Annotated in this window: 25 protein-coding genes; 23 read left to right on the forward strand and 2 right to left on the reverse strand. The window is 33.8% G+C overall.

Annotated features, from left to right (window positions below; all coding sequences use genetic code 11):
* The 21 genes from M9189_RS09515 to M9189_RS09615 all read left to right on the forward strand — a co-directional run bounded on the left by M9189_RS09515 (window position 1) and on the right by M9189_RS09615 (window position 17,232).
* Window positions 1–312 carry a hypothetical protein gene (locus tag M9189_RS09515; protein ID WP_250722707.1) on the forward strand — a complete coding sequence of 104 codons (312 nt, stop codon included), beginning with the start codon at window positions 1–3 and terminating at the stop codon, window positions 310–312.
* Complete coding sequence (locus M9189_RS09520; protein ID WP_250722709.1) at window positions 309–926, forward strand: hypothetical protein; 618 nt, start codon at window positions 309–311, stop codon at window positions 924–926. The genes M9189_RS09515 and M9189_RS09520 overlap by 4 nt, the downstream gene beginning before the upstream one ends.
* Window positions 927–1,109: 183 nt before the next feature.
* Window positions 1,110–1,787, forward strand: a complete 678-nt coding sequence (locus M9189_RS09525) for a hypothetical protein (protein WP_250722711.1) — start codon at window positions 1,110–1,112, stop codon at window positions 1,785–1,787.
* Window positions 1,784–2,047 carry a hypothetical protein gene (locus M9189_RS09530; RefSeq protein ID WP_250722712.1) on the forward strand — a complete coding sequence of 88 codons (264 nt, stop codon included), beginning with the start codon at window positions 1,784–1,786 and terminating at the stop codon, window positions 2,045–2,047. The genes M9189_RS09525 and M9189_RS09530 overlap by 4 nt, the downstream gene beginning before the upstream one ends.
* A 172-nt stretch (window positions 2,048–2,219) precedes the next feature.
* Entirely contained in the window at window positions 2,220–3,383 is a 1,164-nt protein-coding gene (locus M9189_RS09535) for a hypothetical protein (RefSeq protein ID WP_250722714.1), read from the forward strand.
* 149 nt (window positions 3,384–3,532) lie between these two features.
* Window positions 3,533–4,285, forward strand: coding sequence for a DUF3784 domain-containing protein (locus tag M9189_RS09540; protein WP_250722716.1), 753 nt, complete (start codon window positions 3,533–3,535; stop codon window positions 4,283–4,285).
* A gap of 166 nt (window positions 4,286–4,451) precedes the next feature.
* On the forward strand, window positions 4,452–4,811 hold the full coding sequence (locus tag M9189_RS09545; RefSeq protein ID WP_250722718.1) for a hypothetical protein: 360 nt from the start codon (window positions 4,452–4,454) through the stop codon (window positions 4,809–4,811).
* A gap of 41 nt (window positions 4,812–4,852) precedes the next feature.
* A protein-coding gene (locus M9189_RS09550; protein ID WP_250722613.1) for an IS3 family transposase occupies window positions 4,853–5,988 on the forward strand; the annotation gives its coding sequence in 2 pieces (ribosomal slippage) (window positions 4,853–5,105 and window positions 5,105–5,988; 1,137 coding nt in all).
* A 519-nt stretch (window positions 5,989–6,507) separates the two neighbouring features.
* Window positions 6,508–6,882, forward strand: a complete 375-nt coding sequence (locus M9189_RS09555; RefSeq protein WP_182206946.1) for a hypothetical protein — start codon at window positions 6,508–6,510, stop codon at window positions 6,880–6,882.
* 2 nt (window positions 6,883–6,884) lie between these two features.
* On the forward strand, window positions 6,885–7,250 hold the full coding sequence (locus M9189_RS09560) for a hypothetical protein (RefSeq protein WP_062129131.1): 366 nt from the start codon (window positions 6,885–6,887) through the stop codon (window positions 7,248–7,250).
* 200 nt (window positions 7,251–7,450) lie between these two features.
* A complete protein-coding gene (locus M9189_RS09565; protein ID WP_250722719.1) occupies window positions 7,451–8,968 on the forward strand; it encodes a thioredoxin-like domain-containing protein in 1,518 nt (505 codons plus the stop codon).
* A gap of 189 nt (window positions 8,969–9,157) precedes the next feature.
* Window positions 9,158–9,622 (forward strand): hypothetical protein, encoded by a 465-nt coding sequence (locus M9189_RS09570; RefSeq protein ID WP_250722720.1) that lies wholly within the window; start codon window positions 9,158–9,160, stop codon window positions 9,620–9,622.
* Window positions 9,623–9,651: 29 nt separating this feature from the next.
* Window positions 9,652–10,104 (forward strand): hypothetical protein, encoded by a 453-nt coding sequence (locus tag M9189_RS09575; RefSeq protein ID WP_250722721.1) that lies wholly within the window; start codon window positions 9,652–9,654, stop codon window positions 10,102–10,104.
* A 252-nt stretch (window positions 10,105–10,356) separates the two neighbouring features.
* Complete coding sequence (locus M9189_RS09580) at window positions 10,357–12,366, forward strand: WD40/YVTN/BNR-like repeat-containing protein (protein WP_250722722.1); 2,010 nt, start codon at window positions 10,357–10,359, stop codon at window positions 12,364–12,366.
* Window positions 12,359–12,535, forward strand: a complete 177-nt coding sequence (locus M9189_RS09585) for a hypothetical protein (protein WP_250722723.1) — start codon at window positions 12,359–12,361, stop codon at window positions 12,533–12,535. The genes M9189_RS09580 and M9189_RS09585 overlap by 8 nt, the downstream gene beginning before the upstream one ends.
* A gap of 21 nt (window positions 12,536–12,556) precedes the next feature.
* Entirely contained in the window at window positions 12,557–13,021 is a 465-nt protein-coding gene (locus tag M9189_RS09590; RefSeq protein WP_250722720.1) for a hypothetical protein, read from the forward strand.
* Window positions 13,022–13,050: 29 nt separating this feature from the next.
* Window positions 13,051–13,503 (forward strand): hypothetical protein, encoded by a 453-nt coding sequence (locus tag M9189_RS09595; RefSeq protein WP_250722721.1) that lies wholly within the window; start codon window positions 13,051–13,053, stop codon window positions 13,501–13,503.
* Between the two features lie 253 nt (window positions 13,504–13,756).
* Window positions 13,757–14,185, forward strand: coding sequence for a transposase (locus tag M9189_RS09600; RefSeq protein WP_250722725.1), 429 nt, complete (start codon window positions 13,757–13,759; stop codon window positions 14,183–14,185).
* The gene (locus M9189_RS09605; RefSeq protein ID WP_250725562.1) at window positions 14,130–14,975 is read left to right on the forward strand and encodes an IS3 family transposase; all 846 of its coding nucleotides are present in this window, start codon (window positions 14,130–14,132) and stop codon (window positions 14,973–14,975) included. The genes M9189_RS09600 and M9189_RS09605 overlap by 56 nt, the downstream gene beginning before the upstream one ends.
* A gap of 106 nt (window positions 14,976–15,081) precedes the next feature.
* A complete protein-coding gene (locus tag M9189_RS09610) occupies window positions 15,082–16,524 on the forward strand; it encodes a 6-bladed beta-propeller (RefSeq protein WP_250722727.1) in 1,443 nt (480 codons plus the stop codon).
* Window positions 16,525–16,752: 228 nt separating this feature from the next.
* Entirely contained in the window at window positions 16,753–17,232 is a 480-nt protein-coding gene (locus M9189_RS09615; protein ID WP_250722729.1) for a hypothetical protein, read from the forward strand.
* Window positions 17,233–17,713: 481 nt separating this feature from the next.
* Here the strand turns inward: M9189_RS09615 and M9189_RS09620 are convergent, their stop codons facing one another.
* The gene (locus M9189_RS09620) at window positions 17,714–18,541 is read right to left on the reverse strand and encodes an IS3 family transposase (protein ID WP_250722731.1); all 828 of its coding nucleotides are present in this window, start codon (window positions 18,539–18,541) and stop codon (window positions 17,714–17,716) included.
* Complete coding sequence (locus tag M9189_RS09625; RefSeq protein ID WP_250722733.1) at window positions 18,538–18,825, reverse strand: transposase; 288 nt, start codon at window positions 18,823–18,825, stop codon at window positions 18,538–18,540. Before M9189_RS09625 ends, M9189_RS09620 begins: the two co-directional genes overlap by 4 nt.
* 187 nt (window positions 18,826–19,012) lie before the next feature.
* Between M9189_RS09625 and M9189_RS09630 the strand changes: the two genes are divergently transcribed.
* Together M9189_RS09630 and M9189_RS12990 are read left to right on the forward strand one after the other, a co-directional pair.
* A complete protein-coding gene (locus M9189_RS09630) occupies window positions 19,013–20,266 on the forward strand; it encodes a 6-bladed beta-propeller (RefSeq protein ID WP_250722734.1) in 1,254 nt (417 codons plus the stop codon).
* 14 nt (window positions 20,267–20,280) lie between these two features.
* Entirely contained in the window at window positions 20,281–20,475 is a 195-nt protein-coding gene (locus tag M9189_RS12990) for an integrase core domain-containing protein (protein WP_419184197.1), read from the forward strand.
* The last annotated feature ends 19 nt before the right edge of the window (window positions 20,476–20,494 follow it).

A 20,494-nucleotide genomic window follows, 5' to 3' on the forward strand; every position in this document is an offset into this window, starting at 1 on the left:
ATGGGAACAAATACTTATAATTCATTAGCTAATATTGTTTTACTTGCGACTATTAGTTCAAGTGTAATAAGTTTATCTTATGATTCTGACAATCTGATACCTAAAATGAATCATAATTATAGTTTTCAAAACAATATTGCAGATTGGAAAGATTTTGCATTTAATCAGTCGGTTGATTACCAGCTACAAGACGAAAGTATGGAAAAGCTACAGACAATAATTGATTTTTCTAAAAAGGTTCTCCAAAATACAAAAGACATTGATAGCGAGTTTGTAGATATCGTTAATGATAACTTTTGGGAACTGATATGAATTTAGATGAAATTAAAATCTATTTGCCTAAATTCTTGTCAGCAGAATCTGACCGGGAATTATTTAAAGGTCTTAAAGATTTCCCTGATAATATTGATGAGAGATTGTATACTACATATCTACATGATACCAAAATAATATATCAAGGTGATGGCTTAAACAATCTGTTAGTTGTGAACCTCCCAAAATCTGAAATAAAACCAGTACCTGGTATTATTTTATCAAATACATGTGATATTGATTTACAAAACGAGAGAAATTTTCCTTCTCAGATTGTTTATGCACCAATTTTTAGTTTAGAAAAATATAGACAAACGCTTCTTAATAATTCAAAAAAAACTAAAGAACAGATTACTGACCACATAAATGCAATAAAAAAACAAGAGATTACTCAAATTTTTTATCTTCCAAAGTTTGATGGAAAACTAGAAGAATCTATCGTCTTTCTTGACAGAGTAAATAATATGCCTAACACTCTAATTGAAAGAGATAAAATTTCATCTAATAGGATTTTTACTCTAAGTGATTATGGAGCATATTTATTTTTATTGAAACTTTCTATTCATTTTACGAGAGTTCAAGATAAGGTTGAAAGAAAGAGTATTATTAAATAAAGCACGACGGCATAACATGTGGTATAAAAAATTGCCGGTGCAGTTCATGTTTCAAGGTTTTCACATCTATTAAAGTTCAGTGTATCTTGATAAGGAATCGCTTCGAACCCGGCAACATTTCATACCACCACCGTTGTGTTTAATTATGAGAGACCACCTGCACAGATTTAAATAGACTTGAAGATGAATGGAATTAAGAAAATATCAAATTCATTTGGACAGACACTGAAAGATAGTAACCTCCAAAATGTTTCGATTGGAATTGCTGAAACTCTTTCTGATAGCATGCTAGAAGATGGATTACTTAAGGACATACCAGTTATTGGAACTATCGTTGGACTGGGAAAAACTTCGATTAAAATAACGGATTTATTATTTCTTAAAAAAGTAATTTCCTTCTTATCAGAGCTTGAAAATGTTAGCATTAAAGACAGAAAGAAGATGATTGATAAGATTGATTCATCTGAAAAATTCAGAATTAAGGTTGGTGAAAAGCTTTTATATATAATTGATAAGTGTGATGACCATGAAAATGCCCAATATGTTTCAAAGTTATTTGCTGGATATTTAGAAAGAGAAATTGACTACCCTGATTTTTTAAGGGGTGCGAAAGTGATTGAGCGGATTTACATTGGAGATTTGGTTGATTTCATAAAGGACGACAGGACAGTTTTAGAACCAAATGAAATCGGAGACTATGAAGGTACTGGTCTTTATGAAACATATACAGAAGAAGTTAGCGTTAGAGACCAAGATGATTGGAAAGCTTCTGACAAATATATAGTTGAAGGTGGAGAAACCCGAGCATATATTACTGATATTGGAGACAAAATTAGAAAGGTTTTAAAGAAGAGATTGTGACTGTAATAAAAGAAATATGGGCTGATTGTATAGTATGTGAATATTATCAAGAATATGATGGCATTCAAGGATGTAATAAATTCGATTTGGTTGGACTGCCCGATAAATATCGAATTGGAACAAGTAAGAAATTTTGTTCATCATTTTCAACAAAAGGACCGAAATATAAGATTCCAGATATGTCAAAAATGGACGAAGGTGTTCTTTATTTTTATGACCCAGATAATCCAAATGAATTGAAAGAAGATATAGATTTGTAGAAATAACTAAACACAACACACGTTATAAAAAATTGCCGGGACAGTAGTATTTTCAATATTTGCAGGCCGCTTTTTTTCAGTTGTAACTTGACAATAGACGCACTCGCAACGGCAACTTTTCATACCGCAAACCGTTAGCGGCAATGGGCGCACTGCATATAACCAGGAACATATGAGAAAATATTTATACATAGCATTTTCGATTTTGATAAACTGTTCAGTGTTTGGACAAGTTGATTCCCAAACAGATTCAGTATCATTTGATAAGATAACTTGTCGTTTTAAAGAAACTAAAGGTTGGAACATTTTTTCAGGAGAACTTAAAGACTCGATTGATACAACATTTTTATATCAGACAAAAGACTTTAATGTTTCGATTAGTGAAAATCCGATTGCATTTAAAACTTTTCATTCAGTAATTAAAAATCCATATTTTACAGATGATTTCGGCGATTATGATAACAATTATGTTAATTACCCAGTTTCATATTCTGTAATATATGATAACAGATTACTGTCATTATTCCGTAATGGAAAATTTGTTTGTCATAGATTATCCAACTTTGAAAGAGACTTGGATTTTGAGACAAAACTAAATACTCGTAAATTCAAATATCACTGGATTATAAATGATAAGCTAGGAGCAATATCTGGAAATTCAATTTTCATCTGGAATGGTACTGATTGGATTAGTAATAAAACAGACTTTCCACTGAAGAGTCAGCCAAAACTATTTGAGGATAGTGATTTTGTTGTGTTTGGTGATTGCCATGGAGAATGGGGAGGAACTGTTTACTTCTTTGATAAAAATAACGGAGAAACTTATTTTACTGAATCTACTTGTGCTAATTCTGTTCTAAAAAAAGGAGATAGTTATTTAGTTCTAGCACATTTAGGGCATATGACTGGTTCTACAGAGATAAAGGAGGTAAAAGACCCTCGTAAATTAACTCAAGCAAAACAAGCGGAGATTAATAAGACAAAGAATGGACAAGCCTTAGGATATACAGATTCATCAAAGGCGTATGAAACAATACTCGATTATTGGGGAATTCAATTATTTTCTACTTTCAGTTACAAGGATAGACAATTATATATGGTTCATTTAAATGAAATGACTTTTCTTGCAGAGATTGTTGGAAATGACATTCAGATTGTAAATCCTCTTTTTGATAATGAGATTTATACTCATGACCCAGTGACAAATAAGTATGAAAACTACACTTTAATGAATTTAGACCATTATGGTACAGCAAGAGATAAAGAAATATCAGTTATTATAATTGATGGTGAAAGATTAATAAAACTAGATTGGAATGAGAACCACAGCCGCTAACACACAATATAGCAAATTGGGGCTGAGTAGGTTACGTCAACTTTTTGTTTACAAATCGGCTTCATCAACGGTGGATAAAGACGCGTTCCAAAATCCCCAACTTGCCATATTGTAAAACGTTGGCCACAATTATAAAAAACTGACAGACAATGGAAATACTAAATTTGATTGTTGGATTATTCATGATTGGCATTGGATTCTTAGTTAAATCCGTACCTGATTTGATTGCTGGATATAACACTATGTCCAAAGAGCAAAAGGAAAATGTTGACATTGAAGGTTTATCAACTTTTATGCGCAATGGACTAATTGCGATTGGAATATCAATTATAATAGGATATTATTTATTCAAATGGATTGGTTTTACACTGATTGCCAATTCAATGTTGCCATTAGTTACTTTAGTTGGGGTGACTATTTTGGTGATTAAAGCACAGAGATTTGACCAGAACAAGAATAAGAAAACTAAACTTACTTATTTTATTCTTGGATTGGTATTCATACTCGTGATTGGACTTATAACTTATGGATTTATTCCTTCAAAGGTGATTTTTAGCAAAGAATCAGTTCAATTTTCAGGAATGTATGGAATAGAAATTAAAATTGCCGAGATAGACAATGTCAAACTGGTAGATAACCTTCCTGAAATAAAAATGCGGACAAATGGATTTAGTTTTGGAACGGTTAAGAAAGGATTTTTCGACCTCAATGAATTTGGAAAAAGTCGCTTGCTTATTCAGTCAGAAAAGCCTCCATATTTGATTATTTCAAAAGGAAACGGAGAGAAAACAATAATTAATTTCAAAGAAAAATCCGTAACAGAATCGACATATAGTGAGATTAAAACATTGATAGAGAAAAATAACTGTGGCCAACATGCGGTATATTCCAGTCGGCGGTGAAGTGCGTGCATGTTGGTTTGCAGTTCCTATTAAGGTTTGTAACGGCAGAAAGTGAAGCAATTCCTAATGCCGCCCGCAACATACCGCCGCCGTTGTGTGCAAGCCACGCAACCATAATACTGTAAAAAGCATCAAACATTAGACATTAATTTAAATATCAGAAATTATGAGAAAAATTATTACCTTATTAATTGCAATCGTTTCATTCGCAAGTTGTGAAAAAGAAAATACAAATATCGAAAGGACAGAATCTGAATTTGTCACCAATTTAGGAATGAAATTCGTTTTCTTAAATAATGACAATGAGGATTTGATAGATAATAGTAATATTCAAACTTATCCTATTAGTTTCCAAGACAAATATTCAGAAATATCAAATGATGATATTACCAATTACAATAATGAAATATACTTTAATGGAAACGCAAATACCTTGTTTTACGATTCTGAAATAGGCAGAAACATATGGGAAACAATCGTGTATGGATTTGACAATGTAGCCTTCCCTGAAAATCGGACAGTTTAAAATTAGACAAATTATTAATTTTAAGCAGTCAAAACAGAGTTATGAAAAAAACAAGATTCACAGAAAGCCAAATTGTAAAAATTCTAAAGGAGTATGAAAGTGGTATTGATGCTCAAACGATATGTCGCGAGCATGGCATTGCCAAGGCTACATTTTATAATTGGCGCAAGAAGTATTCTGGTATGGAAGCCTCTCAGTTAAAACGTTTAAAAGAACTGGAGGAAGAAAACCGTAAACTCAAGCAGATGTATGCAGATCAGAGTTTAGATAACTTGATGCTAAAGGATTTGCTTGGAAAAAAGTTTTAAAGCCCTGCGAGAAAAAAGAGCGAGCCGAATACTTGCATTCCACATACTTGATCGGCATCGGCAGGGCGTGCCGATTGATTGGATTGCATCGCTCCATGTGGTATTATGAAAGCAAACGAAACGATGTTGAAGTCATCAACAAGTTGGAAGAACTGTCAGAGAAACTTCCAACGCGTGGCTTTGATGAATATTATGGTCGAATACGCCAAGAAGGCTATAGATGGAACCGCAAGCGAGTATTGAGAGTCTATCGCTTGCTACAGCTAAACCTACGCAAAAAACGAAAAAGAAGGTTGCCTGCTCGTATAAAAGAACCACTGGAGCAACCCAATGGCATCAATCATACTTGGTCTATGGATTTTATGAGTGACAGCTTGATTTATGGCCGTAGATTCCGAGTATTAAATATTATTGATGATTACAACAGAGAAGCCTTGGCCATTGAGTCGGATTTCTCTTTACCAGCAGAACGTGTAATAAAAGTGCTTAATGAAATCATATTCTGGCGAGGAAAACCTATGAAAATAAGAGTTGATAATGGGCCTGAGTTTATCTCTAATGCTCTGCAGAAATGGGCAAAAGACAACGAAATTAAGTTAAAATTCATTCAACCTGGAAAACCAACCCAAAATGCATATATTGAAAGATTTAACCGCTTTTTCAGAGAGGACATTCTCGATGCATACTTGTTTAATGACCTATCTGAGGTTAGACATCTGGTCTCAGAATGGATGGATGATTATAATGAATTTCATCCACATAAATCATTGGGAGGTAAATCTCCCTTAGATTATGTTAAAAACGAGTATAACCACCATATTTTAAATAGCAAAGAAAGTTCGCTGCCAGAACCTGTCAAGGGTATATAAACGGCTTCGTTCCTCAGCCGCCCTTGACAGAACCTCTCAGCTCACTGAAAAAGCATTTAGAAATATGGTTCAAGAAAAAAAATGTCTATTTTGTAGTTGTCTGATAAGGGGTAAGTCTACAACAACATTAGAGAATACAAAACTTTTGTGCATTTTGAAAACAATGATATAGATACAATTTTAGTTAAATATTCTTTTACTACAGATTGTTTTGGAAGAGACTATTGTGCGAGTATAAATGAAGCCTATTATAATGGAAATCTTATCTATTCAGATAAAAACCTAAATCCTGATTTTATATATGTAACAAAGACTGAAAATCAAACAAGTATAAAATTTGAATAAAGCCAGCACACAACATTTTGTATAAGTAATGGCAGGCGAAGTGGTAAATATCAAGGTTTGTAGCCCGCTCAAACTGCGTAGTGTTTTGACAGGGAATTATCACGCAATCTGCCACTACTCATACAATTTACCGTTGTGCCGCATACTAGAAAAGACCTGCAATGATGTAAATAAATGAAAAAAACTCCTGATAGAAAATATAGACTTCAATCTGCAAAGGATTGGATAAAAACATATTCAGGGAATAATATTGTTAAGGGATATTCAAAAAAGTACTCCGTTGACAAAATTTGTGCAGTTAAAGAATTAAGATTGCTAGGATTTAAAATTTCGGATGAATATGAAAGACAGTTGCGTCAATCTATGGAATCACTTAAACAGCAAAGACTTGCATTTAAGAAAAAGCGAGAGAATGAATTAAATGCCTTTTGTGAAATTGAAAGTGATGAGCATTTTGCAATGATTATTGGGTATACAAGCGGAGGATATCCTTATGGAGTAACCCACGAAGAAATGGAACAAAAAGATATTGAAAAGGAATTTGACTAATTATGCCAGCAGGACAAGCACATACTACTTGGTTTCCAGAATTAAAGGATATTCTTAAGAATAAGTGGAATTCAAATTATTCCATTGAACAGCATTTTAGTTTAGTTACCGATTTGAATGAGAAATTACGCCAGATTCGGAAAGAATTGAACATTCAACCCCCTATGATGTGGTGTCCGAATTGCCAAAAACGACATCGCTCAAGATTTAATGATGTTTCAATAACAGGAATGTATTATGCCCTTAAAAGATTTGAATATTGTGATACTGATGAATTTAATAAGTTGTTAAGAGATTGGAAACAATATTCAAAATCAGAAAATGTTGATATATATGGCAATAAAAAGACTGATAAAAGGGAATTGTAAAATGGAGATTAAAATAAAGTACGTCGGCACAACACGCGTTATAGTGCATGGCTAAATCTCATATTTACTGCAAGTTTCATTCACCGTAGAGTATTCTTAACGGCCAGAAAATACATGCCAAGACGATTAGCCACGCACCATATCGCCACACGTTATGCCCAATTTAAGAACCAAACCCTTAATCAATAACTTTTGAAATAATGAAAACTAATCTTGAAAAACTCGTATTTATTCTATTAACATTTTCTATTTTGATTTCTTGTCGTTCAGAAGTTGAATTAAAGCCCGTTCAAATGACTTCTAAACCGGTTTTTATTACCGGAAAAGTTCTAAATCAAACATCTGAATATAATACCGTAACAGTTTATGTCAATGAATTACTTTCTGGGGAACAATTGTCTTATGTGAGTTTAGTCGATAGTTTTGGCAATTTTCAAATTAAATTCAAGTTGTATTATCCACAAGACATTTTAGTTAGATATGGAGATAACGCCTTTCCTATCATAATTCACCCCACAGATAGTATCCATATTGTATTTGATGCAAATATGATATCTGACAAAAACGAACTGGCAAAAAGCATTCAGTTTGCAGGAAGCAGGTCTGACAACGAAAGTTTGATTGCTTTTTATGCTTTAATTTCAGAAATATTTATCCCTTGGGAACAATATTGTCAATATGAGAAGGAGTATAATTCAGATAAATTTACAGCCTTGCTTGATAGCCTTAGGAGTTTAAAAAAAGAAGCTGCCAATGAATTTATTAGGCAAGGTGTCTCCAAAGAACTAGAAAACTGGATTAAAAAGGAAGTTGACTTTGATTATTACAATTGGCTTGCCCTTTATCCATATGACCATGCTGGTTTTAATAAATTAGATGAATACACTATTGTACCGTCATCTTTTTATGATTTTATGAATATTGAACTTTCTCTTAGTGACCTGAGCAACTCAAAATCAATTATTTTTATAGGTCGTTATCAAAGAAGAATTTCATCATTAATGATTGATGATGGAAAGTTGTTTAAACCTGATGGAAGGTGGACATACAAAGGAAATGCAAACGATGCAATAATCAAAATAATTTTAAAATACACGAGTGATTCCTTGTTAAGAGAAATGCTGATTGCGAGGCAGCTTTATTATACGCTTGATAGGCGCGAAATAAAAGATTTTGAAAAACACTATGCTTTGTTTGAAAAAACAGTAACTCAGCCTTTTTTGAGAGAACCTCTTATTAACAAGTATATAGAGACAAAAAAACATTTTGAGAATGCGCAACCAAGAGAAAATACATTATTGAAATTGACAAAAAATACACCCGCAAACGAACTTATTACCAAAATTCTGGATGACCATAAAGGGAAAATAATATACTTAGATATTTGGGCAACATGGTGCAGTCCTTGTCGAAGAGAAATGCCTTTTTCTAAACAGCTAATGCAAACGTTGAACAATGACAAGGTTGCTTTTGTGTATCTGTGTATTGACTCCGAAGAAGATAAATGGAAAGCAATCATTAGTGAACTAAATATTTCAGGTAGTCACTATTTGGCGACTCCAGACCAAAGTAGGTTTCTTTACCAACTGTTTGAAATGAACGGAGTACCCCAGTTCGTATTATTAGACACTAAAGGCAATGTGATAGAAAAAGGAATTCACCTGCGACCAAGTGAAAGTTTAATAAAAACAAAAATTGACAAACTATTAATGGAATAAAACTGGGCATAACACGCAATATAACCAATGTCGGGCGCAGTGGCAGCTTGAAAGCGTCTGCTCCGCTCAAAGTTTTGTAACGGTTGACAGGGATGTCGCCCGCAATCCGCCACTGGTTATATTGCAAACCGTTACCGCCAAGTTGATAAACAGCAAATCGCTTATTGACAGAATATTAAAATGAATCACATGCTATTCTCTATCAATCTTTTGACCAAGGAAAAATCAAAATACAGAATAATCTTTGGAATTCTTGCAATAGTTTTTTCGATATCATGGATTTTTATAAACCTTGGCGAAAACGATGAGATAAAAATATTTGACTGGTTTTATTTTGCAATATTTCTCACGCTTGGAATTGGTCATGTAATTGAAGGAGCAGGAATATCTTTAGTGGAAATATTTGGTGCAAAAGCATATATTCAGGTTGATGCCGAAAAAATTCGTATTAAAATAAATCCTTTTGTGAAAGAAAAGACTGTCGCGTGGAATGAAATATTGGAACTAGAATACAAATCTGCCCGATACAAAATAACTAAAGTTGACAACAGTAATATAATTCTGGACTTACCAACGGAAAATTACAGACAGGTTCAGGGAATTAAGGAGATAATAAAATCGTTTGCAACAGAAAAAGGAATTCATATTCAATAAATGTATTTCGAATATTTTAACCCACAAGTATGAAAGAGGCATATATCCAACTATATGATAGAAATGAAAATTCAATAAAATTCTTTAGGGCATTGTCAGTATTACTTTTTGCAATTGGGACAATAGGTCTGATTTTTAAGTTTTCAAGGTGGCATATGCAACTATTTGAACTTAGCTTATGGCACAATTTGTTTCTAATGATTCAAGGAATTGCAATGTATTTCCTTTCGAACAGCAACTTAAAGTTCAAAAGATATTTCATCTCGTGGAATAACTATGAGATATCATATCACTTCCCAAAAAACAAACATCCAGAAAAATTCAGAATAGATGAAATCAAAGCTCTGAAAATTATTGATAATGAGATAAATATCTTATTAAAAACGGATGAAACAAAGACAATCAACTTGAATTATACATTTTTACCAAAACGCAGTCTTATAAGAGAGTATTTTGAATCTCTTGAAATGAACCTTGCTTGAATCTGGTTATAAAAGTAGACCCTATAAAACAATTACCTAACACTTTAGATTTTGGAAAAAAATACCAACCAGGCGGCAACATCATGTATAAAATATTTGGGGATTTAGTGGTTACTTGAAGCATTCTGCCCCGTATTAGCTTTTGTAACGGCAGACAGTTACGAAGCCCGCAATCCCCAAACATTTCATACATGTGACCGTTGCCAGTAATGTTAAGAAACCGCAGTGCTCAGAATAACACTCAATAAGAAAATGAAATTATATACAAAACTCACATTGATTTTAATATTTGCGACCTCAAATTTATTCTCGCAAAAGGACTATAGAGCAATATTAGAAATTAGAGGAGCTACTGAAGAATTTTGCATTTCAAAAGATTCTACTTTTTGGATTGCGACAAAAACCGGTGACACTTATTTTAGTGAGGGTTTTGATAAACCTTGGAAATACGGAACTTTTAAGACTAATGAATATGATTTAGTTTCTGGGCGAACATTTGAAAGAGCAAGCTTTTTTAATCGTGATACTGGATATATTTCTGGATTTATTCAAAAAGATGGAAAACAAGATTTTATCTATTGGACAAATGACGGTGGTAAAAACTGGCAAGAAGTAAAATTTGGGAAATCCAGTTGGATTGACGCAAATTACATTGACTATGATGGAAATGCTTGGATGAGCGGAAATTCTCAGTTAATTTATTATTCCAATGATTTCGGTAAAACATGGACATCATTTGATAAAATTGAGTCAACTGGAAACATGAGGATAAACACTATATATTTTGAGAATACAAAAAAAGGTATTGTCGGGGATTTCTGGAACAGAATTTATCTAACTGAAGACAATTGTAAAACATGGACAAAAATACCGAGTCCTTTAGACCAAAAGAAATATGTAAGAACCAACAAAAATATAAGACCGACTATTTATAAAGCTCAAATTTTCGGGAACAATATAATAATCAATCAACAAAACCTTATTTTTTGGTCAAAACTGGATTCTATTCAATGGAATGAGCTTTCAGATATGATTGATTTTTCCTATGATAAATCGTCAAATAAACTGTTTGCGATTTCCAGGGATTTGAAAGTGCATCTTCTTGATTCCAGTTTCGTTTCAAATTGGACATCTGAATCTAATTTAGTAAGTGCTCCAATTTCTCTTAAAACATTAAATGGAACTTTATATGCATGGCACAGGGCTGAATTGACCAAAGTAAACGAAAGTGAATTTCTTTATACACCAATGTATACACTTGAAAATCCAATTGTTACACCTTATGTGACAGCAAAAGCAACAAGAAAAACTTGGGGGGTTAATGGTCGTGAGATTTTACAATCTGATGACTTGGGTAAAACTTGGTACAGAATTGATTTATTAGATTTTAATATTGGAAATTTTAAAGCTATCAATGATTATGAAGCCATAATATCAGATTCATATTATCAAAAGTATTACAAGTACAAATTAACTGATGATACTACAGAATTAATTAAATACGTAATTGAGCATCCATTATCAGAATTTCTTTCTAATCCTATAAAAGAGGTTAGTTTTGAAATAGGTAGTCAAGGTTGTTTTCATTCTAATTCAAAAGTAATAGAATATAAATTAGAAAATGATTCAACGTTTTCAGCTTCAAAGATTGAACAACAAGGTTACAAAACTGACAAGGAGAAATTTAAAAATTCATTCTCAGCTAAAGTTGCTTTAGGAATTCTTAACGCAATTGATTCAAATCCATTTAGTCAAATCAATGTGAATGAGCTTAATATTAGCGAAAATGATAAAAATGATTACTTGAAGAAGATTGATTTAATAGAAAAAGATTTCAAAAAGGGTAACACTTTCGACTATGAACATGGAACAAGCAGATATAGTTTACCTTACAACAAGATTGATTTTGAATTTTATAAAAATGCAGTAAATCAAATTGACTCATTTAACAATACGATTTTGAACAATATATTGGGAACAAGATATGGAAACTGGAGTACCACAACTAATTGGATTAAAATAACTTTTAAGAATAAAAAAGGAGAAGAGATTTCAATATCGAATTTTGATGATATGCCAAACGCTTGGTATTTACCTTGGATTGTTGAAGCAAACGGACTTATTTTTCCAATTAACAACATTGACATAACCAGATTTATTGAATCAAATACGCCAGACGATTTCATATCACATGAGAATAAAAATAAATTGGCGATATTTCAAATGATTGATTATCTCTACAAAAAGAAGATAAATGAATAAAACACTACTGGCAACACGCGGTATAAAACATTGGGGATTAAGTGGTTATGCAAACATTCTACCACGCATCAAGTTTGGTGTAACTGGACAGGAAAGTAGCCCGCAATCCCCAACGATTTCATACCGCCACCGTTACCGCCAAGTTGATAAACAGCAAATCGCTTATTGACAGAATATTAAAATGAATCACATGCTATTCTCTATCAATCTTTTGACCAAGGAAAAATCAAAATACAGAATAATCTTTGGAATTCTTGCAATAGTTTTTTCGATATCATGGATTTTTATAAACCTTGGCGAAAACGATGAGATAAAAATATTTGACTGGTTTTATTTTGCAATATTTCTCACGCTTGGAATTGGTCATGTAATTGAAGGAGCAGGAATATCTTTAGTGGAAATATTTGGTGCAAAAGCATATATTCAGGTTGATGCCGAAAAAATTCGTATTAAAATAAATCCTTTTGTGAAAGAAAAGACTGTCGCGTGGAATGAAATATTGGAACTAGAATACAAATCTGCCCGATACAAAATAACTAAAGTTGACAACAGTAATATAATTCTGGACTTACCAACGGAAAATTACAGACAGGTTCAGGGAATTAAGGAGATAATAAAATCGTTTGCAACAGAAAAAGGAATTCATATTCAATAAATGTATTTCGAATATTTTAACCCACAAGTATGAAAGAGGCATATATCCAACTATATGATAGAAATGAAAATTCAATAAAATTCTTTAGGGCATTGTCAGTATTACTTTTTGCAATTGGGACAATAGGTCTGATTTTTAAGTTTTCAAGGTGGCATATGCAACTATTTGAACTTAGCTTATGGCACAATTTGTTTCTAATGATTCAAGGAATTGCAATGTATTTCCTTTCGAACAGCAACTTAAAGTTCAAAAGATATTTCATCTCGTGGAATAACTATGAGATATCATATCACTTCCCAAAAAACAAACATCCAGAAAAATTCAGAATAGATGAAATCAAAGCTCTGAAAATTATTGATAATGAGATAAATATCTTATTAAAAACGGATGAAACAAAGACAATCAACTTGAATTATACATTTTTACCAAAACGCAGTCTTATAAGAGAGTATTTTGAATCTCTTGAAATGAACCTTGCTTGAATCTGGTTATAAAAGTAGACCCTATAAAACAATTACCTAACACTTTAGATTTTGGAAAAAAATACCAACCAGGCGGCAACATCATGTATAAAATATTTGGGGGTTTAGTGGTTACTTGAAGCATTCTGCCCCGTATTAGCTTTTGTAACGGCAGACAGTTGCGAAGCCCGCAAACCCCAAACATTTCATACATGTGCTCGTTAGCTGCAACCTTGTGTCGTCCTATAAAATGTCTACACAATTCGATGTAGATATGTATAAAAATGATCAAGTAACCAGAAGGTACAGTGAGGGTTTTAAACTCAAGATTCTTGCCGAATTAAGTACGGGAAAATACTCAAAACGACAATTATGCTTAATTTACGGACTTCGAGCCAGTACAATAAATGGCTGGATTAAGAAGTATGATCGTAAAGAACTAATGAACACCCGTATTATGGTAGAAAACCAGGATGAAATCAGCAGAGTCAAAGCACTTCAAAAGGAAATCGAGCAACTCAAGAAACTTCTGTTAAAGAAGGATCTGGAGCTGCTGGTAAATGATTCTTATTTGGAGGTAATGGCCGAAGAATTGGGGTATAAGAATGTAGCTGAGCTAAAAAAAAAGCTAAGCACACAAAGCCCTCATCAAAGCAGTAGCCGGAGCAAAGCAAAGCCTCACGGCGGTATGCAGCTGCTTTAAACTCAAAAGAGACGCGTATTACAAGTATCTGAAACGCTTTAAAAAGCGTGAAACGGTAAAAGCCCAGGTAATAGAAATGGTTAAAAAAGTGCGAAAAGAACAGCCAAGAGTTGGCGGTTGTAAGCTTCATGTGGCCCTGCAGCCATCATTTAAAGAAGCAGGACTGAAGGTCGGCCGGGATTGCCTGTTTGATATCCTGCGGGAGTATAATATGCTTATAAGAAGAAAAAAGGCTACTTGCAGGACGACCTATTCACACCATCGCTTTTACACGTATAAGAACCTTGTAAAGGACATGGAAGTAACACGTCCAAACCAGGTGTGGGTATCGGATATCACTTATATTCGGACGGTCTCTGGATTTTGCTATCTGGCTTTGATAACCGACATGTATTCGCGTAAGATTGTCGGATATGATCTGAGCGATTCACTGGAGCTGGCGGGCTGCCTGCGGGCTCTCCGACGAGCCCTTAGGGCAGCCCGACCTGCGACCAGGTTAGTTCACCATTCAGACAGGGGTATACAGTATTGTAGTAATCAATATGTTGAGGAGCTTAGGAAGCATGGAATAGAGATAAGCATGACAGAGGAGAACCATTGCTATGAAAATGCCATCGCCGAGCGAGTAAATGGCATCTTAAAGGATGAATTTTACCTGGATCAGTACTTCTATAGTACCAGTCATGCCTTCAATGCAGCAAAAAATGCAATTGAGATTTATAATCATAAAAGACTTCACTTATCTTTAGGTTATAAAACTCCGAATATGGTCTTTGAAAATGTAGCTTAATTTATTGTTTAACCTGTAGCCATATTTTAGGATAAGACAGTGGTAGCCATACGCAAATAAATCCATCTGGTAGAATGGAAATTACCTGCCCATATGGTAACGAAAATTGCACAAAGATACCCTGTTAATAATACAAAGAGATACCCGCTTAAGTGGGTATCTCAAAACAAACCAAACTTCTTTTGCAACTTATGAAATGACCACGGAAAGCATATCACCCAAGCAAATAAAAATAGCAAGTAAGCTTAGCGAATTAATACCTGACCGCCATAGCATCGCTCAAACAAGCTTGGCTCTGCTTACGCATTGTCACAAATTCTCAACAATAAGAAAAAAATGTATAAAAAAGTATCTGATAGTCTTAGCACCTTTGTTGGCTTTAGGATGTATGAATCAACAACCAAAAGCGCGTTATACAAAAGAAGAAATCGCTACTTTACAGCTTAACAGTACGAAAGATCTAACAATTGAAACAGATTCCGTAATAGGAATTGACCTAAATCCAATTCTTAAGCATGAAACCTTCGACTTTGGCTCAAAAGTAGCGGAGGTGAAAATAGTAAAATTAGAAACGACTAATGAAAGTTTGCTTGACGAAATCAGGAAAGTTATCATTACAGATTCATTCATTTATATTTTCGATGATTTTCAAGGAGGTGGAATTGTAGTTTTTGAAAAAGACGGAAAGTTTATTAAGCGAATACCAAATGGAAGAGGGCCTGGGGAACTTATCAGACTTTACGATATCGCATTTGATTCTCACAATGATAGATTGATTGCCTACCAACACTCTTATTTATTGTATTTTAATGCATTAGGAGAATTTATTAAACAAGATAAGCTCCCTTTTGGGTTTTTCAATTTTGCCATAATAGACTCAGGATTTGTATTTAAAACATTAGATGGTCAGGGGAATGAGCATTTGGGAGAACTAATGGATTATACCATTTTAATAACCGATGAAAATTTCAAGTTGTTATCTGCTGGTATGCCATATTTGCCCAACAGGAATAATATGGGTATTGATAACTACCTACAAAAGAACGACGACCTGTTCATTACCCAGGGATTCAACGACACTATTTACCAATATTGCGCAATAAACAAATCAATAAGGGCCAAATATGTATTAGAATATAGAAACAAAATTCCTGAGAAAATTCTTCAAGCAAATAATGAAACGTTTAAACAATCATTAACTCAAAACGATTACAATTTTTTCTTTGGCAAACACCTTGATAATCATACTCATAGTGTCTTTTTCTTGGAAAACTGGCATAAAGGTTTCCAAACCGTAATATATAGAGATAAAAAGTCAGGAAACCTAATCGGTGGAACACATGCCAACTATAATCTAAACGAGATACCTCCCATGGCATATCCCAAATGGACTTTTAGAGAATATTTCATATCTGCATATTATCCCAATGGAAGAGAGCCCTTTATTAACAAGAGCTCCATTTTATCTGACGCAGATAAATCTAAACTTAAAAGCTTAACTGATGATGATAACCCTATCCTAATATTATTCAAATTACGTGCTTTTTAAAATGAAACGGTCAAGTAAAAGGATTTCAGACTAATATTAATCAAACCATTAAACAGGAAAAAAGACAAAAGAAATGAACTCTGAGAAAGCAGCACGTAAAAGCTGTAATAATTCCTTTGGGGAATTCAGCTAATTGAACTTGCCTACCACAGCATTGCTCTACCAAGTCTGCTTCTGCCCAAAGCTTATTGCAAACAAGCGAATGTCACAATAATAAAAAATTTACAAATGAAAAAACAATCCATTTATATTTTAATCATTATTTCACTAGTACTGATAAATATTTTTACTTGGACACAACAATACTTCTTAAGAAAGGAACAAACTATTTTCGCACTAAGTAACTCCATTAATCAAACAAAAAATAATGATGAATTACAAACCTTCAAACAAAATTTAAGGTTAAGCATAATGAATAGTAATCTTAAGGTTGAAGAGTTGGTAGTTAAAGATTCCTTGAATAAGGAGTATTCGATTAACGAAATCTTTAGCAATAAAGAAAAGGAAACCCTAATTTTTCGCTTTTCTCAAATGCATTGTGAAAGTTGTATAAACGCATCTATGCAAATTGCACGAATGTGGGTTGATTCTATAGGTGTTAATAATATAGCTTTTTGGGGAAATCACAGAAACAATAGGATTTTCTTCAAGAACATACCCTTTTTTGGTCTTCAAGGGGTAAGTATTTACAATTGTCCACAACTATAATTACCAGTAGAAGAATTGAGATATCCTTATTTTTTCCTAATTGATCGAAATTTAAGAATTACTAATGTTTTTGTTCCTAACAAATCAACCCCCCATATTACAAACTTGTACCTAAAAAGTGTTAGTGAAAAACTAAACAAAAAATACTAACGCTTTGACAGTATCTCAGGGAATAATGCAATTATTCGAGCAGCTTGCTGTCTAATTATGTTTGATTGGAATGGCAATCGTATAAAAAAGCTTGAATTGAGTCATTCTATTTATAATACTCCCCATTCGTTGGACAGAAATGATGACTTGCTAAGTTGAATTTCCAAGCCATCAATTATCTTTGTCGCATCAGGTGAAACATACAAGGGCTCTGCTGGCGAGCAACCCTTTAGGGATAACCTGTGCTGAGTGAATGAGCCCCGGTTCCGGCCGGAGGCTTGCTCATTCAATTAGCCCATGCCTAAGAAAACGCATGGCACGAAGTGCCAAATTAAGCAGTTTTCTTGTAAAGTTGGGCTGGAATCATTCGATTTATTCCTTGATGCGTCTTTTTTTCATTGTAATAATTGAAAAACGTTTTCAACCCCGCATATAGCTCTTCACCGTTTTCAGGAGGGTTAATATACACGTAATCACGCTTAACCGTGCGCCAAAAACGCTCTATAAAGATATTGTCAAGTGCCCGGCCTTTCCCATCCATGCTAATTTTTATCTCTTCAGCCTGCAGATACTCTACCCAAAGAGGGCACGTAAACTGGCTCCCCTGGTCTGAATTGATGATCTCCGGTTTTCCATTCTGGCGGATGGCATCTTTTAGCACCATAAGGCAGTTCTCTGCCCTTAAGTCATTGAACAGCCCCCATCCCACAACATATCGACTGTGAACATCAATTATGGCTGTAAGATACATAAAACCTTGCGCCATTGGGATATAGGTGATATCGATTGCCCAAACATGATTGGGGCGAGAGATCTCAAGATTGCGCAACAGATAAGGGTGGATGTATTTGGCCTGTCCCAGTTTGCTCAGATTCTTTTGTGGATAGATGGCCATGATGTTCATCTTCCGAAGCAATCGGCGCACTCTTTTGTGATTAACAACCAGACCACTAGCCCGCAAAAAGTCTTGCATTTGAAACACGCCATGGGTGGGGTGCTCCAGAAACTCTTCATCCATTAAACGCATAATCTGCAGGTTATCATAGCTTTCGCCTTTTCCTTTATGGTAGTAACTGCTGGGGGCCAGATCTAACAATTCACATTGTTTACGGATACTCATGGTCTCATATTTTGATATACAGGTTCTTAACTCGATCATAACCCCAATCTTTTTGCAGTTTTTTTTAGCCAGTCACGCTCCATTTCAAGCTGTCCAATTTTGGCGTACAAGCGCTCCTTTTCTTTGTCAAAATCATCCTTTGGTGCAGGATTTTCAAAGACAGTTGAGGAACGGGACAGAAAGTCCTGTTTCCATTTTGAAATCATCGTTGGAGATATTTCAAAGCGTTTGGATAGTTCGGCTAATGACTCACGCTCCTGGAGCGCAGCGATTGCAACTTGGGCCTTGAAGGCCGCTGAGTACTTTTTTCTACTGGTTACCATATCGGTTTTAAAGTTATGTTTTTTCAACTTAACTTGGTGTCCAATATTTGGGGTGCATTATAGGAATCTGCACCTAAAAGTGGGAATCCATGCTCATAATAAATAGTAATTAAACTCACATTTAAATCAATTCTACGGTTTTTCATTCGAAATAATGTAGAATTGATTTACTTCAAAATATGAAAATATGAAGAAAATTGCATTGTGTTTTTTGCCAATAATAGTAACCTCTTGTACTTTTTTAGATAAAAGAATACCAGAAAAATTTAAAGATGTTAATGTTAACCAAATTACAGGTAATATTAAGACAGGCTCGATAAAAAAAGGATTGAACAAAGAGATTGCTATTGAGGATTTTGATCTAAATTTTGAATTGTTTCTACCTGATATCATTGAAACAGCTTATGGTATTAAGTTAGATAATGCTCCAGATGCACTTATAGGTTCTATTGAAAAAATCAGGTTGTCTGATAATTACATTTTCCTGCTTGATAAATACACTACAAAATCAGTGAAAAAGTTTAATATAGATGGAAGCTTTATTACAAACATTGGACAAAAGGGTAATGGTCCAGGTGAGTATATTCAACCAACTGATTTTTATTTAGGGGACAGTATTATTGTTATATATGATCAATTTAAATCATCACTTTTGTTTTACGATTTGGATGGCAATTTTATTAAAAACAAAAACATACCTTTTTTTGCTGTCTCATTCCATATCTTTGACAGTAATACATACGTCTTCCACACGCTCGACTCTGATAATTATCATTTACCTGACATAATAAATTATTCTTTGGTTTGGACAGATTCTACTTTCAATGTTAAACATGTGAATGCATTTAGGGAAAAAGATCGATATTGGAGCTTTCTTTCGCAGAACAATATGGATCTATATAACAACAAGTTGTATTACCACGAACCATTTAATGACACAATCTTCAGAGTTTCTGCTTCCGGGGACATTTATTACGATTATATCATTACTTTTCCAGGAAATGAACTTCCCAGAAAACTCCTATTGAAAGAAAACAAAAAAGATTTCTTAAAAGCAACTGATATTAATTCCACAAACAACTACGTTGAGAAAACTTCCAATCCGATTATCACAAAAGATTTCATATTTATGCCGATAGTGAGAAACGCAAGTAAGGTTAGTATTATTATTAATTCCAACAGGTTACTATTAGATGTAGGTAATTACAGTAGTGATCAACCTATCTCATTTATGCCACCATTTTCCAATATCCTGAATAGTAAAGATAATACAATCATAGGATATGTTAATTCATACGAAATTTCCCAACATTTTGAGTATATGAAACGAGAAAACCGGCTTCATTTATTAACAGAAGAATTTATTGATTTGGCTAAAAATGTTAATGAAACAGATAACGCTATTATTGTTTTCTCCAAATTGAAGTGTAATCTTCCCTGAAATTAGCTACGATTATTCATGACGTCAGGAAATACGCAAACGCTTGGGCATGGATGTACAACAATCAGAGGCCACATTCTTCCTTAGGACAATTAACACCTACGGAATTCCTGTTGAAATATGGAAAACTCTCCGAGTTTCCCACATTCCAACAGGACAACAACAACAATTCTGATTGGAATTCTTTAGTTTTGGGTGTAGCTAGCTAAGGGAAGATTACAAATGGAG

This window comes from Xiashengella succiniciproducens (genome assembly GCF_023674465.1).
Lineage (GTDB): Bacteria > Bacteroidota > Bacteroidia > Bacteroidales > Marinilabiliaceae > Geofilum > Geofilum succiniciproducens.